General features: G+C 64.2%; 19 protein-coding genes. 11 read left to right on the forward strand and 8 right to left on the reverse strand.

What is annotated here, in order from left to right:
* Positions 1–181 precede the first annotated feature (181 nt).
* Complete coding sequence (locus ABIB00_RS35955; protein ID WP_354107629.1) at positions 182–604, reverse strand: hypothetical protein; 423 nt, start codon at positions 602–604, stop codon at positions 182–184.
* A 197-nt stretch (positions 605–801) separates the two neighbouring features.
* On the opposite strand from ABIB00_RS35955, the gene ABIB00_RS35960 reads away from it, so the two are divergent.
* Positions 802–2,247 (forward strand): hypothetical protein, encoded by a 1,446-nt coding sequence (locus tag ABIB00_RS35960; RefSeq protein ID WP_354107630.1) that lies wholly within the window; start codon positions 802–804, stop codon positions 2,245–2,247.
* Position 2,248: 1 nt separating this feature from the next.
* On the opposite strand, the gene ABIB00_RS35965 is transcribed toward ABIB00_RS35960, so the two are convergent.
* From ABIB00_RS35965 to ABIB00_RS35975, 3 genes are all read right to left on the reverse strand, one after another.
* Positions 2,249–2,932 carry a class I SAM-dependent methyltransferase gene (locus ABIB00_RS35965; protein WP_354107652.1) on the reverse strand — a complete coding sequence of 228 codons (684 nt, stop codon included), beginning with the start codon at positions 2,930–2,932 and terminating at the stop codon, positions 2,249–2,251.
* 8 nt (positions 2,933–2,940) lie between these two features.
* Positions 2,941–3,936 (reverse strand): glycosyltransferase family 2 protein, encoded by a 996-nt coding sequence (locus ABIB00_RS35970; RefSeq protein WP_354107631.1) that lies wholly within the window; start codon positions 3,934–3,936, stop codon positions 2,941–2,943.
* A gap of 139 nt (positions 3,937–4,075) precedes the next feature.
* Positions 4,076–5,638: a hypothetical protein gene (locus ABIB00_RS35975; protein WP_354107632.1), complete on the reverse strand. Its 1,563-nt coding sequence runs from the start codon at positions 5,636–5,638 to the stop codon at positions 4,076–4,078.
* 273 nt (positions 5,639–5,911) lie between these two features.
* On the opposite strand from ABIB00_RS35975, the gene ABIB00_RS35980 reads away from it, so the two are divergent.
* The gene (locus ABIB00_RS35980; protein ID WP_354107633.1) at positions 5,912–6,781 is read left to right on the forward strand and encodes a phosphatase PAP2 family protein; all 870 of its coding nucleotides are present in this window, start codon (positions 5,912–5,914) and stop codon (positions 6,779–6,781) included.
* A 38-nt stretch (positions 6,782–6,819) separates the two neighbouring features.
* On the opposite strand, the gene ABIB00_RS35985 is transcribed toward ABIB00_RS35980, so the two are convergent.
* From ABIB00_RS35985 to ku, 4 genes are all read right to left on the reverse strand, one after another.
* The gene (locus tag ABIB00_RS35985; RefSeq protein ID WP_247349953.1) at positions 6,820–6,984 is read right to left on the reverse strand and encodes a Flp family type IVb pilin; all 165 of its coding nucleotides are present in this window, start codon (positions 6,982–6,984) and stop codon (positions 6,820–6,822) included.
* Positions 6,985–7,175: 191 nt separating this feature from the next.
* On the reverse strand, positions 7,176–7,358 hold the full coding sequence (locus ABIB00_RS35990) for a hypothetical protein (protein ID WP_354107634.1): 183 nt from the start codon (positions 7,356–7,358) through the stop codon (positions 7,176–7,178).
* Between the two features lie 174 nt (positions 7,359–7,532).
* On the reverse strand, positions 7,533–7,769 hold the full coding sequence (locus tag ABIB00_RS35995; protein WP_354107635.1) for a hypothetical protein: 237 nt from the start codon (positions 7,767–7,769) through the stop codon (positions 7,533–7,535).
* Positions 7,770–7,828: 59 nt separating this feature from the next.
* The gene (gene ku, locus ABIB00_RS36000) at positions 7,829–8,800 is read right to left on the reverse strand and encodes a non-homologous end joining protein Ku (RefSeq protein ID WP_354107636.1); all 972 of its coding nucleotides are present in this window, start codon (positions 8,798–8,800) and stop codon (positions 7,829–7,831) included.
* A gap of 236 nt (positions 8,801–9,036) precedes the next feature.
* On the opposite strand from ku, the gene ABIB00_RS36005 reads away from it, so the two are divergent.
* The 9 genes from ABIB00_RS36005 to ABIB00_RS36045 all read left to right on the forward strand — a co-directional run bounded on the left by ABIB00_RS36005 (position 9,037) and on the right by ABIB00_RS36045 (position 17,778).
* Positions 9,037–9,192, forward strand: coding sequence for a hypothetical protein (locus tag ABIB00_RS36005; RefSeq protein ID WP_247317895.1), 156 nt, complete (start codon positions 9,037–9,039; stop codon positions 9,190–9,192).
* A gap of 228 nt (positions 9,193–9,420) precedes the next feature.
* Positions 9,421–10,092 carry a response regulator transcription factor gene (locus ABIB00_RS36010; RefSeq protein WP_247349962.1) on the forward strand — a complete coding sequence of 224 codons (672 nt, stop codon included), beginning with the start codon at positions 9,421–9,423 and terminating at the stop codon, positions 10,090–10,092.
* A 121-nt stretch (positions 10,093–10,213) separates the two neighbouring features.
* Entirely contained in the window at positions 10,214–11,590 is a 1,377-nt protein-coding gene (locus ABIB00_RS36015; protein WP_354047179.1) for an ATP-binding protein, read from the forward strand.
* A 160-nt stretch (positions 11,591–11,750) separates the two neighbouring features.
* Positions 11,751–13,148: a hypothetical protein gene (locus ABIB00_RS36020; protein WP_354107653.1), complete on the forward strand. Its 1,398-nt coding sequence runs from the start codon at positions 11,751–11,753 to the stop codon at positions 13,146–13,148.
* Between the two features lie 100 nt (positions 13,149–13,248).
* On the forward strand, positions 13,249–13,518 hold the full coding sequence (locus ABIB00_RS36025; protein WP_247350265.1) for a hypothetical protein: 270 nt from the start codon (positions 13,249–13,251) through the stop codon (positions 13,516–13,518).
* Positions 13,519–13,649: 131 nt separating this feature from the next.
* A complete protein-coding gene (gene ccmI, locus ABIB00_RS36030) occupies positions 13,650–14,765 on the forward strand; it encodes a c-type cytochrome biogenesis protein CcmI (protein WP_354107637.1) in 1,116 nt (371 codons plus the stop codon).
* 37 nt (positions 14,766–14,802) lie between these two features.
* Positions 14,803–15,312 carry a cytochrome c maturation protein CcmE gene (ccmE, locus tag ABIB00_RS36035; protein WP_354107638.1) on the forward strand — a complete coding sequence of 170 codons (510 nt, stop codon included), beginning with the start codon at positions 14,803–14,805 and terminating at the stop codon, positions 15,310–15,312.
* Positions 15,309–17,291 (forward strand): heme lyase CcmF/NrfE family subunit, encoded by a 1,983-nt coding sequence (locus tag ABIB00_RS36040; protein WP_354107639.1) that lies wholly within the window; start codon positions 15,309–15,311, stop codon positions 17,289–17,291. Before ccmE ends, ABIB00_RS36040 begins: the two co-directional genes overlap by 4 nt.
* 4 nt (positions 17,292–17,295) lie before the next feature.
* Complete coding sequence (locus ABIB00_RS36045) at positions 17,296–17,778, forward strand: cytochrome c-type biogenesis protein (RefSeq protein WP_354107640.1); 483 nt, start codon at positions 17,296–17,298, stop codon at positions 17,776–17,778.
* Positions 17,779–17,890: the final 112 nt, after the last annotated feature.

Here is a 17,890-nt window from a genome sequence, read left to right on the forward strand (position 1 = left end):
CGACGGCCTCCGCGCCGATCCCGTACAGAAGCAGGTTCCCGGCGAGAGGAATGACGCAAAAAGGGATTGACTAACCAAGGCCCGTTACAGAAGCCGGATGGAGCGCAGCGCAATTCGGGGGCCGTTCCACCCGGATAGATCGGAGCCGAATTTCGCTGCGCTCCATCCGGACTACGACCGCTTACTTGCAGCTTTGGCAGATCATCAGCTTGCGTTTCAACGCCTCGTCTTCTTGATCGATCAATTGCTCAGCCGCGCCGCCTTTAGGACCCTGATCGGCCCTGGAGCGCTTTGCAGTGTGTGACCTCACAGGCGGGACTACTTGACTCGAGATGTCATTGTCGTCGCCGGCGCCTGCGCTGAAGCCATCGTAGTCGGCGGCCGGGTTCGGCGCCGATGGAAGCCCGCCGATCACCGGCGGCGAAGCCTCTCTGATGGATGCTGCCGGCGGAGGTCTGGAATTTTTGGCGCCCGCATGCGGCGGCGATGCATCGGGCGGAGAAAGCGAAACCGGCGGCGCGGCCGAAGTCTGTCCTCTCGTGCTGTCCTGCGACCAGACGCCGACAAAGATGAGGGTGAAAGCCAAGAGCATCGCGCTTCTCATCCGCATCCTTCAAGCAGCTTTGGTTCGTCGATCGACGGTGCAAGAGTATCAGGACTCACATGGTCGTCAAAGCGCCGCAGCCCGAATTTCGCTGCCGGGAATATGGTTCACAAAGAGTGACCGGCCCGCCCGCACAGGGCCAGGCGTGGTGAGTGTCAAAGAGGAATTTAACGCTTGCGCCTTAACTTGCGCTCGCCATGAGTGACCAGGTCGTCCACAGCGAGGTTCAACCGTTTTCGGCGCGTGCGGCGCTTCCCTGGCTGGTGGGCCTTGGCGTCTATGTCCTGTTGCTGATCCTTGGACCGCGGCTGCTCAGTGATCCCGACAGCTATTCTCACATCGAGGTCGGGCGCTGGATCATCGCGCACGGCTCGCTGCCGGCGAGCGACCCTTACTCCTTTTCGATGCACGGCGCGCCCTGGATCACTTTCGAATGGCTCTCGGAGATCATCTACGCCGGAGCCTACGCGCTTGCCGGCTGGCCAGGCGTCGTCGTCTTGGCCGCCGCGGCGATAGCGCTCGCCTTCGGCCTGTTCACGTTCTTCCTGGTGCGCGAGCTTTCGCCAGTCCAGACGCTGCTCATGGTGATCGCGGCCGTCATCCTGTTGGCGCCGCATATGCTGGCGCGGCCACACGTGTTGGTGCTGCCGGTGATGGTGACCTGGGCGGCTGCCCTGGTGCGCTGCATGGATCGTGAAGGGCCGCCGCCGTACTGGGCCCTGCCGCTGCTGGTCGTGTGGGCCAATCTGCACGGCAGTGTGGTGCTGGCGCTTGGACTGATTGGCCCTGCGGGGCTCGAGGCGCTGCTGCGCGAGAAGCGCAGCGAATGGCCGCGCGTGTTCCTGCGGTGGCTACCATTCACGGCGCTCGCCGTCGCAGCGTCCTGCCTGACGCCGTACGGGCCGGAACCGCTGCTGATGCCGCTGACGACACTCGGCCTCGGCCCCGCGCTCGGCTGGATCTCGGAATGGCGTCCGCAGGATTTCAGCCACATCGGTTTCTTCGAGCTGCTGCTGCTGGCCGGCATCCTTGCGCTCTCGCGCGGCGTGACGCTGCCGGTCGTGCGGGCCTTGGTCGTGATCGGTTTGCTCCATTTCGCGCTGGCGCAGGTCCGCAATGCGGATCTGCTGGCCTTGCTGGCGCCGCTCTATCTGGCGGCTCCGCTGGGGCGAAAATTCGGCGGGTCGACCGGCCAAGATGCGGCCGGCTCGTCGCGCGGCGTGAACCTGGCCGCGCTCGGTGTGTTGATCGTGGCGAGCGCAGCGGCGCTGACGCGTGACATACGGCCGGCTCCGGTCATCACCCCTCAGGCTGCCATCGCCGAAGCCAACCTCGCCAAGACGGCGCATGTGCTCAACGATTATTCCTTCGGTGGCTATTTGATCTTTGCCGGCATTCCCAGCTTTATCGACGGTCGCGGGGAGCTGTACGGGGGAGCGTTCATCAACCGCTACAATCGCGCCCTGGCGCTGGTCGACCTCGGCGATTTTCTCAAATTGCTCGACGAATACAACATCGGCGCGACGCTGCTCGCGCCGGAGACGCCGGCGATAGCGATGCTCGACCGGCTGCCCCAGTGGCAGCGCGTCTACAGCGACGGCGTGGCGGTCGTGCACAAGCGGCGAGATACGACGCAAAGATAGATCAAGCGGTCCCGAAGGCGGCGTATTGGCCGCCGAGCCACACGCCGCTCAGGGCATCTTCGAGACGCCGCGCCGGTTTGGTGTCCCAGGGCAGCAGCAGGAAATGGCGCGCACCGATCTCGCGCAAGCCGCCGGCAGCCATCAACTTCCGGGTTGTGCCGGCACCGAGCAACACGGCGTCCCGGTCGAACTCACAGCGCGCGACGGCAAGGCGTGTCAGTGGGTTGTACGGATTGTGCTCGATGACGCAGACGAGCCCCCCGGGGCGCGTCACACGCCGCATCTCGGCGATGAATTGCGCCCATTCGGACGGCACGACGTGATGCATCACGCAGACGGCCGTGACCAGATCGAAGCTGGCATCGTCGAAAGGAAAGGTGCGGCCGTCAAACTCGCGGTAGTCGACGGCACCGTTGTCGGCGCGGGCCTGTGCCAGGCTGGCCGAAGAAACGTCGATACCGCTCAAGCGGCCGACCATGCTCTGCAGCAGGGGATGAAGGCTGCCCACGCCGCAGCCGACGTCCAGCATTTCGGGCCTGTCCGTGTCGAGCCGCCGCGCGATCAGATTGCCCAGGAGATCGGCCTTGGCGCGCATGAAGAAGTGATGCGGCAAGCCGGAGAAGTCGATCGAGGATTGGACCACGTCCCGGTAGTTGTCGTGATAACCGTCGAAGAGCTCGGTCATGCGCTCGGTCACTCGTTGACGGCGTGGATCGCGGGTGCGGCCGCCGTCTCGTTGCGATCGAAGCCAGCGCGGGTCTGCACCACGTATAGCGGGCGGCGTTTCACCTCCGCATGGATGCGGCCGACATAAAGCCCCACGATGCCCGTCATCAGCATGTTCATTCCGCACAGCAGGGAGACGACGACCATCGTCGAGGACCAGCCGGTGACGAGATGACTGTCCTTGCTGAGCCACAACAGGACCACCCAGCCGCCGTAGAGCAGCGCGAGTCCCGACACCGTCAATCCGCACCAGATTGCCAAGCGCAAGGGCAGATCGGAAAAGCCGAGCGCGGCGTTCATCGCGAGCCGCACCATCTTGAACAGCGGGTACTTGGTCTCGCCAGCTGCACGCTCGAGGCGGTGGAAGGCGACCTCGGTCTGCCGGAAGCCGAGCCAGGCGATCATGCCGCGTACGAAGCGGTCCTGCTCCGGCATCTGCCGAAGTGCGTCGAGCACCTTGCGATCGATCAGGCGGAAGTCGCCGACATCGGCGGGGATGCCGACCGAGGACATCCTGCCGAGAAGCCGGTAGAACAGATGCGCGGTCGCGCGCTTGAATTGGCTTTCGCCCTCGCGCGACAGGCGGCGGGCGTGGACGATGTCGTTGCCTTCCTGCCATTTTGCGATCAATTGCTCGATCACTTCGGGCGGATCCTGCAGATCGGCATCCATGACGATGATCGCTTCACCTTGCGCGGCGTCCATGCCGGCGGTGATGGCGATCTGATGGCCGAAATTTCGCGACAGGCCGATATAGCGATAGCGCGGGTCGCGCGTGGCGAGCGCCCGCAGCACGATCGAGCTGGAATCGCTGCTGCCATCGTCGACGAAGATCGCTTCTGCCGGCCCGTCGAGCCGGGACAAGACCAGGTCGAGCCGGCGCAGCAGGACCGGCAGCACGGCTTCCTCGTTGAACACGGGGATGACGAGGCTGTAGCGGATCGATTGGAAACTGGCCGCCATGCGAGAGGGTCCAACTCGTTGCAGAAGCGGAAGTCTATGTCGGCGGTGGTTAAGGCGGCCTTGCCACAACCGTTAAGGATATAGGGCGCTTGAGCGACTAGACGCCCGATTAACCACGCTGGGCAGAGGCGGCTTCGGCCTAGGACCTGCGGCGGATCTTGTAGAGGACAAATCGCTCAGAGGCGTCCAGCGCTTCCAGCAGGTCTGGCAGCGGGTTTGGAGCCGGCGGTCCAAGGACATAGAGATAGTCGTAATCCTGGTGCCAGGTTCGGACGAACGGAGGGACCTCCGTCGGCGGCTGGCTTGCCGCAATCGCGGTCAGCACGGCTAACGGCACCGGCCCCCCGTAGGGAATGGCAAGACGGCGCACGGCCTCGCGTGGTCGCACGGGTTGCTTGCCCGCTTCCGTGAATAGATTTGGCACGAATGCGTCGGCATAGTGCACGGCCAGCGTCGGCACATAATACATGGGATACGAGGTGAGGTCGGCAAAGGGCGGGTCTCCCTTGTCGACCGTGCTGGCGACGAGGATGCGTGAGCCGCGATCAATCTTGTGGAACGACTCGACGATGGCCGCATAGTCGGTGCGGTAAGGCAACCACACCGCGAAGACCACGGCGAGATTGATCAATGTGATGCCGCTGATCGCGGCGAGCGCAGCCATTCGCCATGTCCGACTGGGCAGCGACAGCGAGCAGAAGGCGGGCAGGATCAGAGCTGCCGCGGGAATCACGCGGAGGTCGACGAACGAGGTCCCGAACAGCTTTGAGGGAATGACGACGTACAGCAGCGCAAAGCCGATCGCGAGCCAGATCCCGGCCGGCTCGAGCTTGAGGACGCCGCGTCTTGCGGCGAACAACAGCGAGATCATCAGCGCCAGCCCGGTCGTCGCCGCGACCGTCAAATTGTAGCCGTTCATGATCCGCAACGGCCAGATCGGCTTGAATTCGAGGAACCAGCTCGTACCTTCGCTTCCGATCGATCCCGCGGTCATGCGCATGATCCCAAATAGAACAAGCGCCGGCAGAGCCAACGCGCCCAGCCGCGCGGCGGCGACCCGGTACGATGTTCGCCGATCGCAAATGCGCGAGAGCTCGTAAAGGCCAAGCGTCGCGCCGTAGATCCCGAGGGAGAAGAAATGCGCCGCAAACAGCGCCGCGACGAAGACCATGTTGACGATGAAACGCAGTGGCCATCGGCGTTCCGCCAGCATCAGATAAACGGCGATGCCCCAGAGAGCGAGGCCCAATCCGAACTCGAAATTGACGAAGCCCCAGCTGAACGGCAGACAGTAAAGGAAGGCGAGCGCCGCAAAGCCGGCGAGATGGACGCGTCCCTTCCGGGCCCATTCGAGCAGAAGCGCGCCCCCGACGATCAATAATTGGCTCAGGAGCAGAAACAGCCGCGTGGCGTTCTCGACGCTGATCAGCCGCGCCATCTGCGGGACCAGCAGATCCATTCCCAGGTTGGGATAGAAGGCCCAGGCCACCTCGTAATGCGGATTGGCGTCGGGGGTGCCGTTCTGGCTCAGAATGTACATGCGGGCGAGGTGATTGGGATAATCGACCATCGCGGGAATAGGGGTCAGCAGCACAGGAAGGAACGAGGCGACCGCCAGCACAGCAAAAACGACCAAAGTCACGGACCGGTCCAGGCCAGGGGGAGCCGGGATTTTCAAGATTGGCCTATCGGAAGATACCATGTCGGGCCGCTGGGGTTTGAGCCTGCGCTCGACGATGGCGCAACTGCACGACACAACGCCATACTGCGAAGCTCGCAAAAATCAACTTAGGGCCACCGCATTAACGGAGGCGCAATTTTGCCCCGCTAGCGTGACAAGAGAGCCGTGACGAACAGGCCGGCGATCGGATGCCCCATGACGGACACGCTGAGCCCGGCTGATATCCACCTCGACCGGGCGAAGCAGGCCGATCGTGTCGTCTGGATCGCGATCGGCGCCACGGCCGGCGCCGTGTTGATCGCGTCGACGCTCGGGCCCTTCCAAATCGAATGGCTTTCATTCCGGAAGGCCACCCTCGTTGCCGGCTTGCTCATCTTGATGAGCTGGTTCTACGCAACCATCAGGAGGGACGCGGCTCTTGCCGGCGCGCTGATCAGCACCGCCCAGATCATTGCGTTTGCGGCGGTGGCAGCGCCTCTGTCGTATGTCGCGGCAGGCGCGGCATTTCCGCTATGGGACGGCGACCTCGCCGCACTGGATCAGCGCCTCGGCTTTGACTGGATGGCATGGCTTGCCGCGATGAACGCTGCACCGCTTCTGCATCGAATACTGGCGACTGCGTATGCGAGCTTTACCGTGCAGACGACGGCCGTCGTCGTCTTACTGGCTGCGACAGGGCACGCCCTGCGATTGCGCATCTTCATGCTGAGCTTCGTGCTGACGACGCTTCTGACGATCGGCGTTTCTAGTCTGATGCCGGCGCAGGGAGTTTGGGGTTACTTGCATCTGTCGATAGTTGATTCTCCCGCCATCGTACCGGTGACGCGAGATCTACCCCTTCCCGTATTCTTTGGATTGCGAGACGGGACTTTCCGCCATCTGGTCGCGGAGGGGGCCGAAGGAATCATCAGCTTTCCGAGCTTGCATGCGGCGCTTGGACTTCTGTTCCTGCTGGCGCTTTGGCCGGTCAGATATTTCGGCTGGATCGCCGCGTTGCTCAATGTTGCGATGATTGCGGCGACCCCGGTGGACGGAAGCCATTACTTTTGCGATGTGGCCGCAGGTCTGGCAATCGCGCTCCTGAGCTGGATCGCGGTTCAGCGTGCTCTCACCGCGGGAGGGCGAATGGAAGCCGGTCGCCAGTTGCATTTGCGCCCGTCTTAGCCCGCACTGCCGGAATTGTGGAGCGCCGGCGACGCCGGCTACTTCACCGCCGCGTCGATCGAGTTGAACTTGCCGCTCAGCAGTGCGCTGCCCGTGTTGTTCACGGCCGTGATGATCGCGAGCGCGATGCCGACGGCGATCAGGCAATACTCGATGGCGGTGGCACCATTTTCATCGGCAAGAAATGACCTGATCACAGTCATCGTCAACTCCTGTTCATCCGTCCAACGTAGGCTGGTGCCGTTATCGGAATGGTAAAGTGATTCACTAATTTTTCGTGGGCGCGTCAAAACGCAGGTCGGATGGTCCTCACCTGCGGTTTGTATGGTGTCATCGATTGACTTAAGGTTCCGTCACCCAATTCAGACGCATTTGCCGAGGTCGTCGTTCCGTCTCAGGACGAGATCGGGCGTTCCGGCGCGGCCTTGCCGGGGCGTTTCAGCACCGCAGCAAGGCGTCCGGCCAGATAGCTCACCACGCGCGGCTGCGCCCGCGCGGAGTTGCCGGCGAGGCTCTCTTCCTCGGCCGTGTCGTTCACGAGGCCGATGTAGTTCTTTCTGGCGTCCTGCTGCTGCACGAGCCTGCAAACCTCGGGTTCAATCGAGGGGCGACCATGCTGCGCTGAGCGGGAACCGGCGGTTAATTTTGTCTTCCGTAGGATTACGTGCCGCCCCCGCGACCGCAGGCAGGCGCTGAAAGCGCTGGCTCGGCTTATCGGATTGTTGAGCCTGTTCTTGAGCGGGCGCCCGGCTCACTCGCGCCGACCGTCCGCATTCAGCGCCCGCAACATTGCGATGCGGGCGAACATCGTCCAGCCGCCGCCGGTCTCGGCCGCGCTGATCAGAGTTTCGATCGCGGTCTGCCAATGGCTCGCGTGCTGCGTATCCTCGGGCAGTCCCATGATGTGATCGGCAGCCTCTTGCAACGTCCGCAGCTTGCGCCCGCCACTTAACGAGATGGGGTCGTCGAACGCTGTCGACCAGGGCATGTCAGGTCGGCCGGTCGGCGAGGGGAAACATCACGGCGAGGTCGAGAGGTGCGATGCTGCTAGCCGGCCTTCTTCGCTCGCGTCGGCGCGCGCACCGGCTTGTCGGCCTTTTTGGGAGCGGCTTTCGCTGCGGCGTCCTTGCCACCCTTGCCGGCGATCGGCAGCAGCATTTCGCGCTGGCCTTCGACGCGCTTCTTCGGCTTCTTGCCCTTGGTGGCGTCCTTGGCCGTCTTCGCCGCGGGGCTTGCCTCCTTCTCGTTCGCGATGCTCTTCTTCAGGGCGTCCATCAAGTTGATGACGTTGCCGCCGGTCTTCGGCGCGGCCTTCGCGGTGATGGGCGCGCCGCTGCGCTTCTTGTTGATGAGATCAATCAGCGCGGTCTCGTAATGGTCCTCGAACAGCTCGGGCTCGAACGCGCCAGACTTCTTCTCGACGATGTGCTTTGCAAGGTCGAGCATGTCCTTGGTCAGCTTCACGTCCTGGATGTCGTCGAAATAGTCCTTCTCGCCGCGGACCTCGTAGGGGTAGCGCAGCAGCGTCCCCATCAGGCCGCTATCGAGCGGCTCCAGCGCGATGATGTGCTCGCGGTTGGTCAGCACCACGCGGCCGATCGCGACCTTGTCCATGCTGCGGATGGTCTCGCGGATCACCGCAAAGGCGTCGTGGCCGACCTTGCCGTCAGGCACGAGATAATAGGGACGGATCAGATAGCGGCTGTCGATGTCGGTCTTCGGCACGAACTCGTCGATGTCGATGGTGTGCGTGGAGTCCAGCGCGATGTCGTCGAGCTCGTCCTTGGTGACCTCGATATAGGTGTCGGTGTCGACCTTGTAGCCCTTGACGATGTCCTCGGAAGTCACCTCGTCACCGGTCTCGGCGTCGACCTTGAGGTACTTGATCCGGTGACCGGTCTTGCGGTTGATCTGGTTGAACGAGACCTTCTCGGTATCCGAAGTGGCCGGATAGAGCGCGACCGGGCAGGTCACGAGCGAGAGGCGCAAAAAACCCTTCCAATTGGCACGGGGGGCCATGGGCTACTCCAAACGCAACGGGGACAGAAGACAAAGATACCATCGGGGAACAACGAATCATAGCAAGGCGGATTGCGGAATCTTGCAACTGCGTTAACCGGCCGCCCGGTCCGCCGTTGCAGGCTGATCCCGCCGTAAAAACCGGAACATCATATCCGATCACGCGTTGCCACGGGACATCACGTTGCGAGGAGGTCGCGGCCATCCGACGCGACAGCCAGAGATTTGAGGTCACCATGGCAACCACGCGAGACCAACGTCAGATCGTCGAAACTGCGACCGAGGCCCGTCAGGGCGAACCCGGGCCGTCAGTGGCCGCGCTGCTTGCCATCTCGACCGGGCTCGCGATCCTGATCCTCGCCGTCATCTGGTTCGTGTTCTTCCGGACCTGACCGGCACATCGACCGGACGGTTCGTACCTTCCGACTCGCCGCGTAACGCGGCACATTGCGCCCGCCATGCCCCGTTCGTCCGGTGGCCCGGCGGGCGCAGTGCGTTGGCCGCGAACAGGTCGTATATGACCAAAAAGTAACGCGGCCGGTTCCCGGCGTTCATATTCAGTTCACGCCGGAATTGCTCATCTCTGCTGGTGTTCATGCGGCCTAATTCTGGAGAGAAGCGTGCGCCTGCTCGTCGTTGAGGACGACCCCGATCTCAATCGCCAGCTCACCAAGGCGCTGACCGACGCCGGCTATGTCGTCGATCGCGCCTTCGACGGAGAGGAGGGGCATTATCTCGGTGACAACGAGCCCTACGACGCCGTGGTGCTTGACATCGGCCTGCCGAAGAAGGACGGCATTTCGGTGCTGGAAGCCTGGCGGCGCAACGGCCGCACCATGCCGGTCCTGATCCTCACCGCACGCGACCGCTGGAGCGACAAGGTCCAGGGCTTCGATGCCGGCGCCGACGACTATGTCGCAAAGCCGTTCCACCTGGAGGAGGTGCTGGCACGCATCCGCGCGCTGCTGCGCCGCTCCACCGGCCATGCCCAGAGCGAGCTGAGCTGTGGCCCCGTCACGCTCGACACCAGGACCGGCCGGGTCAGCGTATCTGGCAATCCCATCAAGATGACCTCGCACGAATATCGGCTTTTGGCCTACCTGATGCACCATTCCGGGCGCGTCGTGTCCCGCACCGAACTGGTCGAGCATCTCTACGACCAGGACTTCGACCGCGACTCCAACACCATCGAGGTCTTCGTCGGCCGCATTCGCAAGAAGCTCGACGTCGACATCATCCAGACCGTCCGTGGCCTCGGCTATCTCCTGACCCCGCCGGCCCCCGGCGCTTGAAGCGTGTTGTCTCGAAGTATCTTGTCTGGAAGTATCTTGGCTTGACGGGCGGCCCGGCGCGGGCCTTGGTCGGGTCATGAGTTCCGATGCCATGCCGCCCCGCGCCTCCGGGATCATTCAGATGCCCGCCAGCTCGCTTGCGAACCGCCTGTTCCTGTCGGCGACCGCGTGGCTCGTGGTGATCCTGGCCATAACCGGCGTGGTGCTGTCGTCGGTCTACAAGAACGCCACCGAGCGCGCCTTCGACCGCCGGCTCAATCTCTATCTGCGCACGCTGATCGCCGAGGTCGCCACCCCTGACGAGCCGCCGGACCGCCAGTTCCAGTCGCTCGGCGAGCCGCTGTTCGACCTGCCGCTGTCCGGCTGGTACTGGCAGATCACGCGGACCGACACCGAAAAGCCGGAGGTGCGCTCCTCCCGCTCGCTCTGGGACAAGAAGCTGCCGAAGCTGGAAGAGCAGGGCACAGAGCTCACCGCCGCCGGCATCCGGATCGCTTATGTCGACGGTCCCGAGGGACAGAACCTGCGCATGGTGGAGCGGCCGGTCGATCTCGGCGCGGACGGCAAATTTCTCGTCAGCGTCGCCGGCGACGACACCGAGATTTTCGACGAGACGCGCAGTTTCGATTACTATCTCGGCGGCACCTTCACCGCGCTTGGCATCGTGCTGCTGCTGACCACTGTGTTCCAGGTCCGCTTCGGCCTCGCGCCGCTCAAGCGCATCTCGGAATCCATTGCCGACATTCGCTCGGGGCGGGCGGAGCGGCTCGAGGGCGAATTCCCGGTCGAGATCGCGCCGCTGGCGCGCGAGACCAACGCGCTGATTGACGCCAATCGCGAAATCGTCGAGCGCGCACGCACCCATGTCGGCAATCTCGCCCACGCCATCAAGACGCCGCTCTCGGTCATCGTCAACGAGGCCGGCGCGCATGCCATCGATCCGTTCGCGACCAAGGTGATGGAGCAGGCGAACGTGATGCGCGACCAGCTCGCCCATCATCTGGAGCGCGCACGCATCGCGGCGCGGGTCTCGGTCGTCGGAACAGTGACCGAGGTTGCCCCCGCCATCGAGGCGCTGCGGCGGACCATGGAGAAGATCCACCGCGACCGTGGCATCGTGGTCGAGGCCGAGGCCGATCCGTCGGCGAAATTTCGTGGCGAGCGGCAGGATCTGGAGGAAATGGTCGGCAATCTCGTCGACAACGCCTGCAAATGGGCGGCCTCGCGGGTCTTCATCGAAGTTCTGGTGGAGACGCTGCACCAAGCGGGCGCCGGTCCGCGGCTGCGTATCATCGTCGACGACGACGGCCGCGGCCTGTCGGAGGCCGAGCGCGCCAAGGTCTCGCGACGCGGCCAGCGGCTTGACGAGTCCAAGCCCGGATCGGGGTTGGGGCTGTCGATCGTGACCGACCTCGCCGCGCTCTACGGCGGCAGCCTCTCGCTCGGCGGGGCGCCGACCGGAGGCTTGCGGGCTGAGCTGGTCTTGCCCGGAATATAATCCTTTGTTCCCATGGGCTTATTCGCCGCAATCGACACCCACCCGAAGGGGACTGCTGGGATTCGGAGCCACTTGCTAAACGGCTTCTTAAGTGGGGACCTCCTAAGATCGCGCCCGGACGCATCCCATGTCCGCCATTTACCGTGCATTACCCGGGCGCATGAGCCAGACATCGATCGAGCGGCTGAGGGAATATCTCGCGCAGCTCCCGCCGCAGGCGCAGGCGCTGCTGATGCGGGAGTTCGAGCGTGCGCTGGAGCGTGGCCAGGACACAGCTGTGGCGACCCTCGTGCTTGATCAGCTGCGCAAGGTCGTCCGCAAGACCGAAGCCGACGAGGCCCCGCCGCCGCGAACGGACGATCTGTCGCGGCTGCTGTTCCAGGTGCTGGAACCATTCCTCGTCGAAGCGGGTGCCCCGATCCGGGTCGGGCAGGTCCGCCGTTCCTCGCTGGCTCCGATCTGGCAATGGCTCAGCCGTGACGGTGCTCCAGACAAGCTGAACGAATTCGAGGCGGCGCTGGCGCGCATGCCGGCCGACAGCGGGCAGGTCGAAGCGCTGGCCTCGAATCTCCAGGCGGTCGCCGCGGAGGCCATCTTCGAGCTGACGGGGCCGGGCGGCGGTGACAAGTCGCGTGCGCTCGCCCGCGTTGGCCCCCCCAACGTGATCGAGGACCTCTATTCGATCGGGGCGGTGCTCGCGGTTCGCGAGGCCGTCGCCACCCTGAACGAAAAGCTGCCGCGCGCCCTGCGCGCCTTCGGCGATGCCCAGATCGTCTCGGTGACTTCAGCGCTCAACATTCCCGTCCTTCAGACGCCGCAGATGCTGCCCTTTGCGCTGTCGATCGTCATGCAGCGGATGACCGCGCCGTGGCAGATCATCCGCCTCGCCATCAAGATTGCCGCGTCCGACGACGAGATCCGCGTCGCGGCAACGCCCTATGGCGTCGCCGTCACGATCGCGCTGCATGATCTGTCCTGTGTCGCCGCGATCCTGCGCATGGACATCAAGCGCAGCCGTTTCGAGAACGTCGCCGGCAATCTCAAGACGCTGCACGACGGCGTACGCGGTCTGCGCACCGAGCTCGACCTCCGCAACGATTCCGCCTGGGGCAAGCAGTTGACCTCGATCCGGGCCAACATTTCCAACGCGCTGCAATCCGAGATCGACAGCGTTCCCGGCCGCGTCCGCCGCATCCTGCGCCAGCGCGCCGAGAAGGACATTCCGCCGGGCGCGCGGATCGACAGCACCGAGGTCGAGGAAACCGTGGCGCTGATCGATTTCGTCGCGACCTGCCGCAATTATGCGAGCGAGCTTGCGATCAACGAGGTGACACTGCGCACCTATTCCGACCTCCAGCAATATGTCGAGCGTTCGACCGAGCAGCTGGTGCAGTCGCTGCGCGGGGCCGATCACAAGGTTCGCACCTATCGGCAGCAGCAGGTGCAGGCTGCGATCCGCTTCTGCCAGGTGCTGTTCGGCGATGATTATGCCTCGCTGATGAGCCGCGCCGCGGAGAACGCGGCCACGGGCGAGCGTAAATCGTCGCGCGCGAGCTGATCCGGGCGTATCTTTCAGTGATCACAATTTGTGGTTGACGATGCCGGTGACGGGCCCTACGGTCCCCGTGCAAGTTTTTGGAATTTCTATCTGTGGGCGCATGAAATCCCTTATCAGCTCTATCGAAATCGAGAATCGCGTCATCGTTGCCAAGTATCAAAGATTGATGGTCGGCGCGAAGGTAGTGCTGGTCGAGAAGGCAAGCGGTCGGCAACTGCCTGAGACCCTCACCAGGGTTGCATCGCCGGTTCCCGTCGGGGCGTTGCGCATCAGATTGCCCGACGCCATCGAGCCGGGAACATACTTCCTGAAGGCCTTCAATGGGCATGGCGAGGACGCCGCTCAAAGCGTGGACTTCGAGATCGGCTAAGCCGTTGGATTCTCACCGTTTCGGGACTGTGCGCGGTCGCGGCAAATTGACAATTGTCAATTGCCGCATCGTCCGGCCGTGGTGTAAAGCCACGGGTGGGCGCGGCTCGCGCGCTGCCGGAAGCTTGCCAGATGACGCTATGGTTCGTGTTCGCGCTGATGACGGTCGCGGCGATTTTCGCCGTGCTTCTGCCGCTCGGCCGTAGCGGACGCGCGCAAAATCAGGGCAGCGAGGTCGTGGTCTACAAGGACCAACTGGCCGAGATCGACCGTGATGTTGCCGCGGGGCTGATCGGAGCGCCCGAGGCCGAAGCCGCGCGCGTCGAGGTTAGCCGCAGGCTGCTCGCCGCGGCCGACAGTGAGCCCGCACTAGCGCCGAAATCCAACCTCAAATGGCGCCGCGCGGCGGCCGTGCTGGCGCTTGCCGGCCTGCCGCTGGTTGCGATCGGCGTCTACATGCCGCTCGGCTCGCCCAGGCTTCAGGATTTTCCGCTGGCACAGCGGGAGCGCGGATCCGGGTCCGGAATGGCGCAGTCGCTTGAGAATCTGGTCGTGCAGGTCGAGCAACATCTGGAAAAGAATCCGACAGACGGGCGTGGCTGGAACGTGATCGCGCCCGTGCTGGAGCGGCTTGGTCGCTTCGACGACGCGGTGCGCGCCTATCGCAACTCGCTCACCTACAATGGCGAGAGCGCGGAGCGCCGGTCCGATCTCGGCGAAGCGATGTCGGCCGCGGCCGGTGGCGTCGTGACCGCCGAAGCCAAGACCGAGTTCGAGCGCGCGCGCGCGCTTAGCGCCGACGATCCCAAGGCGAACTATTTCCTCGGTCTCGCCGCCGAGCAGGACGGCCGCAAGGACGATGCCGCCAATATCTGGCGCGCACTGCTGGCGAAAGCGCCCGCGGATGCGCCGTGGCGCCCACTCGTGCAGACCTCGCTCGCGCGGGTCGGCGGCGGTGGCGCGACGATGCCGGCGCTGTCGGATGAGACCCTTGCAGCCTCCAAGGACATGAAAGAGGGTGATCGCAACGCCATGGTTCGCGGTATGGTCGAACGGCTCGCCACGCGCCTCAGGCAGAACGGCGACGACGTCGAGGGTTGGCTGCGGCTGGTGCGCGCGTATCTCGTGATGGGCGACCGCGACAAGGCGGTGGGCGCATCAACCGATGCCCGCCAGGCGGTTGCCAACGATACAGCGCGGCTGCGCCAGCTCAATGAAGGCCTCAAGACACTCGGGCTCGACGGATGACGACGTCAGGGCGAGACGAGCAGGGAACGGATACGCCATGACGCGCAAGCAGCGACGTATGACCATCATCGGCGGCTCGCTCGCCGTGCTCGCGCTCGCGGCCGCGCTGGTGCTCAACGCATTGCGCGACTCCATCGTGTTCTTCTCGACGCCGACCATGGTCGCCGAAAAGCACGTCGCGCCCGGCAAGCGGTTTCGCCTCGGCGGCCTGGTGCAGCCCGGCTCGCTCCAGCGCGGCGACAATCTCGCCGTGACCTTCGAGGTCGCCGACGGCGGCGCCAAGCTTCCGGTCGCCTTCAAGGGCATTTTGCCCGACCTGTTCCGAGAAGGGCAGGGCGTCGTCGCCGAAGGCGCGCTCAACGCCGATGGCGTGTTCAAGGCCGACACCGTGCTCGCCAAGCACGACGAGACCTACATGCCCAAGGACGTCGCCGATGCCCTGAAGAAGCAGGGGCACTGGAAGGATGATTATGACGCCAAAGCTTCTGATAGCGTAAAGCCTGCGGCTACGACGGCGCAGGGAAACTCGCAGGGAGCTGTGCGGTGATTGCGGAAGCCGGACATTACGCGCTGGTGCTGGCGCTCGGACTGGCACTGATCCAGTCCATCGTGCCCCTGATCGGCGCTCGCCTGCGCGATGATGCGCTGATGAATGTGGCGCGCTCCACCGCGCTGGCGCAGCTTCTGTTCGTCGGTGCGTCATTCATCGCGCTGGTGATGCTGCACGTGGACTCGGACTTCTCCGTCGTCAACGTCTACGAGAATTCCCATTCCATGAAGCCGCTGCTCTACAAGATCACCGGCGTGTGGGGAAACCATGAAGGCTCGATGCTCTTGTGGGTGTCGATCCTCGCGCTGTTCGGCGGATTGGTCGCGGCCTTCGGCAACAATCTGCCGCTGTCGCTGCGCGCGCATGTGCTGGCCGTGCAGGCGTGGATCGCCAGCGCCTTCTATCTCTTCATCCTGGTGACCTCGAACCCGTTTCTGCGCATCGCCAATCCGCCGATCGAGGGACGCGATCTCAATCCGGTGCTTCAGGACATCGGTCTCGCCGTGCATCCGCCGATGCTCTATCTCGGCTATGTCGGCTTCTCGATCTCGTTCTCCTTCGCCATCGCAGCGCTGCTGGAGGGACGGATCGACGCCGCCTGGGCGCGCTGGGTGCGGCCGTGGACGCTGGTCGCCTGGATCTTCCTGACGCTCGGCATCGCCATGGGCTCGTACTGGGCCTATTACGAACTGGGCTGGGGCGGCTGGTGGTTTTGGGACCCGGTCGAGAACGCCTCGCTGATGCCGTGGCTTGCCGGCACCGCGCTGCTGCATTCGGCTCTGGTGATGGAGAAGCGCAATGCGCTGAAGGTCTGGACCATCCTCTTGTCGATCCTGACCTTCTCGCTGTCGCTGCTCGGCACCTTCCTTGTGCGCTCGGGCGTCATCACCTCGGTGCATGCCTTTGCGACCGATCCAACCCGCGGCGTGTTCATTCTGCTGATCCTCTGCCTGTTCATCGGCGGCAGCCTGTCGCTGTTTGCGGGGCGCGCGACTTCGTTGAAGCAGGGCGGCCTGTTTGCGCCGATCTCGCGCGAGGGCGCGCTGGTACTGAACAATCTGCTGCTCACGGTCGCCTGCGCGGTGGTGCTGTTCGGCACGCTCTATCCGCTGGCGATGGAGATGCTCGCCGATTTCAAGATGTCGGTCGGTGCTCCCTTCTACAACCTCACCTTCGCTCCGCTGTTCACGCTGCTGCTGCTCGCCGTGCCGTTCGGGCCGATGCTGGCGTGGAAACGCGGCGATCTGCTCGGCGTGACGCAACGGCTGCTCGCGGCCGGCGTTGCCGGGCTCGTCGCCGTCGCCATGGTCTGGGGCTGGGCGCGCGGCGGCAGCGCGCTGGCGCCATTGGCAATCGGACTTGGCGTCTTCGTCATTGCCGGTGCCGCGACGGATATGGCCGAACGAACCGGCTTGTTTCGCCTGCCGTTCGCGACGACGCTGCATCGTGCCCGGGGTCTGCCGCGCTCGGCCTGGGGCTCGATGTTCGCGCATGCTGGCCTCGGCGTCGCGTTGATCGGAATCGTCTGCGAGACCACCTGGAACAGCGAATATATCGCGACCATGAAGCAGAACGACGTCGCCCATGTCGCCGGCTATGACGTCAAGCTGGACGGCCTGTTTCAGCGTCAAGGGCCGAACTTCCACGAGATGATCGCCGAATTCAACGTCAGCCGTGACGGCGAGAAGCTCAGCGTGATGACGCCGTCCAAGCGCAGCTTCACCACCCGCGGCTCGTCGACCACTGAGGCCGCGCTGCTGACGCGTGGCGCAAGCCAGCTTTACGTCTCTCTCGGAGACGCCAACGCCGAGGGCGCCATCGCCGTGCGCATCTATCACAAGCCGTTGGTGCTATTGATCTGGTGGGGACCGGTGCTGATGGCGTTCGGCGGCATGCTGTCGCTGTCCGACCGGCGCCTGCGGGTCGGCGCGCCAAGCCCGGCGCGGGCCAAGCAGCGCCTGCAGCCGGCGGAGTGATCCGATGCGCCGGATGATGGTTGCGTTCGTCGCCCTGATGCTGCTGGCCTTGCCTGCGGCGCACGCCGTGCAGCCCGACGAGATCATGTCGGATCCTGCGAAGGAGTCGCGCGCGCGCGACTTGTCGCGCGAGCTGCGCTGCATGGTCTGTCAGAACCAGTCGATCGACGATTCCGATGCGCCGCTCGCGCGCGATTTGCGGCTCCTGGTGCGCGAGCGCATCGCCGCCGGTGACAGCAATCCGCAAGTGCTCGATTTTTTGGTCGCGCGCTACGGCGAGTTCGTGCTGCTCAAGCCGCGCTTCGAGCGCAACACCATGCTGTTGTGGCTGCTCGCGCCGCTGCTGCTGATGGGCGGCGGCCTGGCGCTGTGGCTGCAAATCCGCCGGCGCTCGCGAAGCGGTGCAGACGTGCCAGCTCCGCCGCTCACGCCCGATGAGGAAGCGCGGCTGGCCGCATTGATGTCGGACGAAGCCTCATCGCCCTAGTTGCGTCGCTTCGCGCGTCAAGCCGACACTCCGAAGCGGAACCTCGTTAAGTTCCTACGGGATCACAACTTTCGTCCTGCGATGAACTGCCGCATTCGCATTGCCGTTCATT

The organism is Bradyrhizobium sp. LB14.3 (assembly GCF_040547985.1).
Lineage (GTDB): Bacteria > Pseudomonadota > Alphaproteobacteria > Rhizobiales > Xanthobacteraceae > Bradyrhizobium.

Coding starts and splice junctions, on each gene's coding strand:
- ABIB00_RS35955 (WP_354107629.1), bottom strand. CDS start 604: ATGAGAAGCGCGATGCTCTTGGCTTTCACCCTCATCTTTGTCGGCGTC.
- ABIB00_RS35960 (WP_354107630.1), top strand. CDS start 802: ATGAGTGACCAGGTCGTCCACAGCGAGGTTCAACCGTTTTCGGCGCGT.
- ABIB00_RS35965 (WP_354107652.1), bottom strand. CDS start 2,932: ATGACCGAGCTCTTCGACGGTTATCACGACAACTACCGGGACGTGGTC.
- ABIB00_RS35970 (WP_354107631.1), bottom strand. CDS start 3,936: ATGGCGGCCAGTTTCCAATCGATCCGCTACAGCCTCGTCATCCCCGTG.
- ABIB00_RS35975 (WP_354107632.1), bottom strand. CDS start 5,638: ATGGTATCTTCCGATAGGCCAATCTTGAAAATCCCGGCTCCCCCTGGC.
- ABIB00_RS35985 (WP_247349953.1), bottom strand. CDS start 6,984: ATGACTGTGATCAGGTCATTTCTTGCCGATGAAAATGGTGCCACCGCC.
- ABIB00_RS35995 (WP_354107635.1), bottom strand. CDS start 7,769: ATGCCCTGGTCGACAGCGTTCGACGACCCCATCTCGTTAAGTGGCGGG.
- ku (WP_354107636.1), bottom strand. CDS start 8,800: ATGGCCCCCCGTGCCAATTGGAAGGGTTTTTTGCGCCTCTCGCTCGTG.
- ABIB00_RS36005 (WP_247317895.1), top strand. CDS start 9,037: ATGGCAACCACGCGAGACCAACGTCAGATCGTCGAAACTGCGACCGAG.
- ABIB00_RS36015 (WP_354047179.1), top strand. CDS start 10,214: ATGCCCGCCAGCTCGCTTGCGAACCGCCTGTTCCTGTCGGCGACCGCG.
- ABIB00_RS36020 (WP_354107653.1), top strand. CDS start 11,751: ATGAGCCAGACATCGATCGAGCGGCTGAGGGAATATCTCGCGCAGCTC.
- ABIB00_RS36025 (WP_247350265.1), top strand. CDS start 13,249: ATGAAATCCCTTATCAGCTCTATCGAAATCGAGAATCGCGTCATCGTT.
- ccmI (WP_354107637.1), top strand. CDS start 13,650: ATGACGCTATGGTTCGTGTTCGCGCTGATGACGGTCGCGGCGATTTTC.
- ccmE (WP_354107638.1), top strand. CDS start 14,803: ATGACGCGCAAGCAGCGACGTATGACCATCATCGGCGGCTCGCTCGCC.
- ABIB00_RS36045 (WP_354107640.1), top strand. CDS start 17,296: ATGCGCCGGATGATGGTTGCGTTCGTCGCCCTGATGCTGCTGGCCTTG.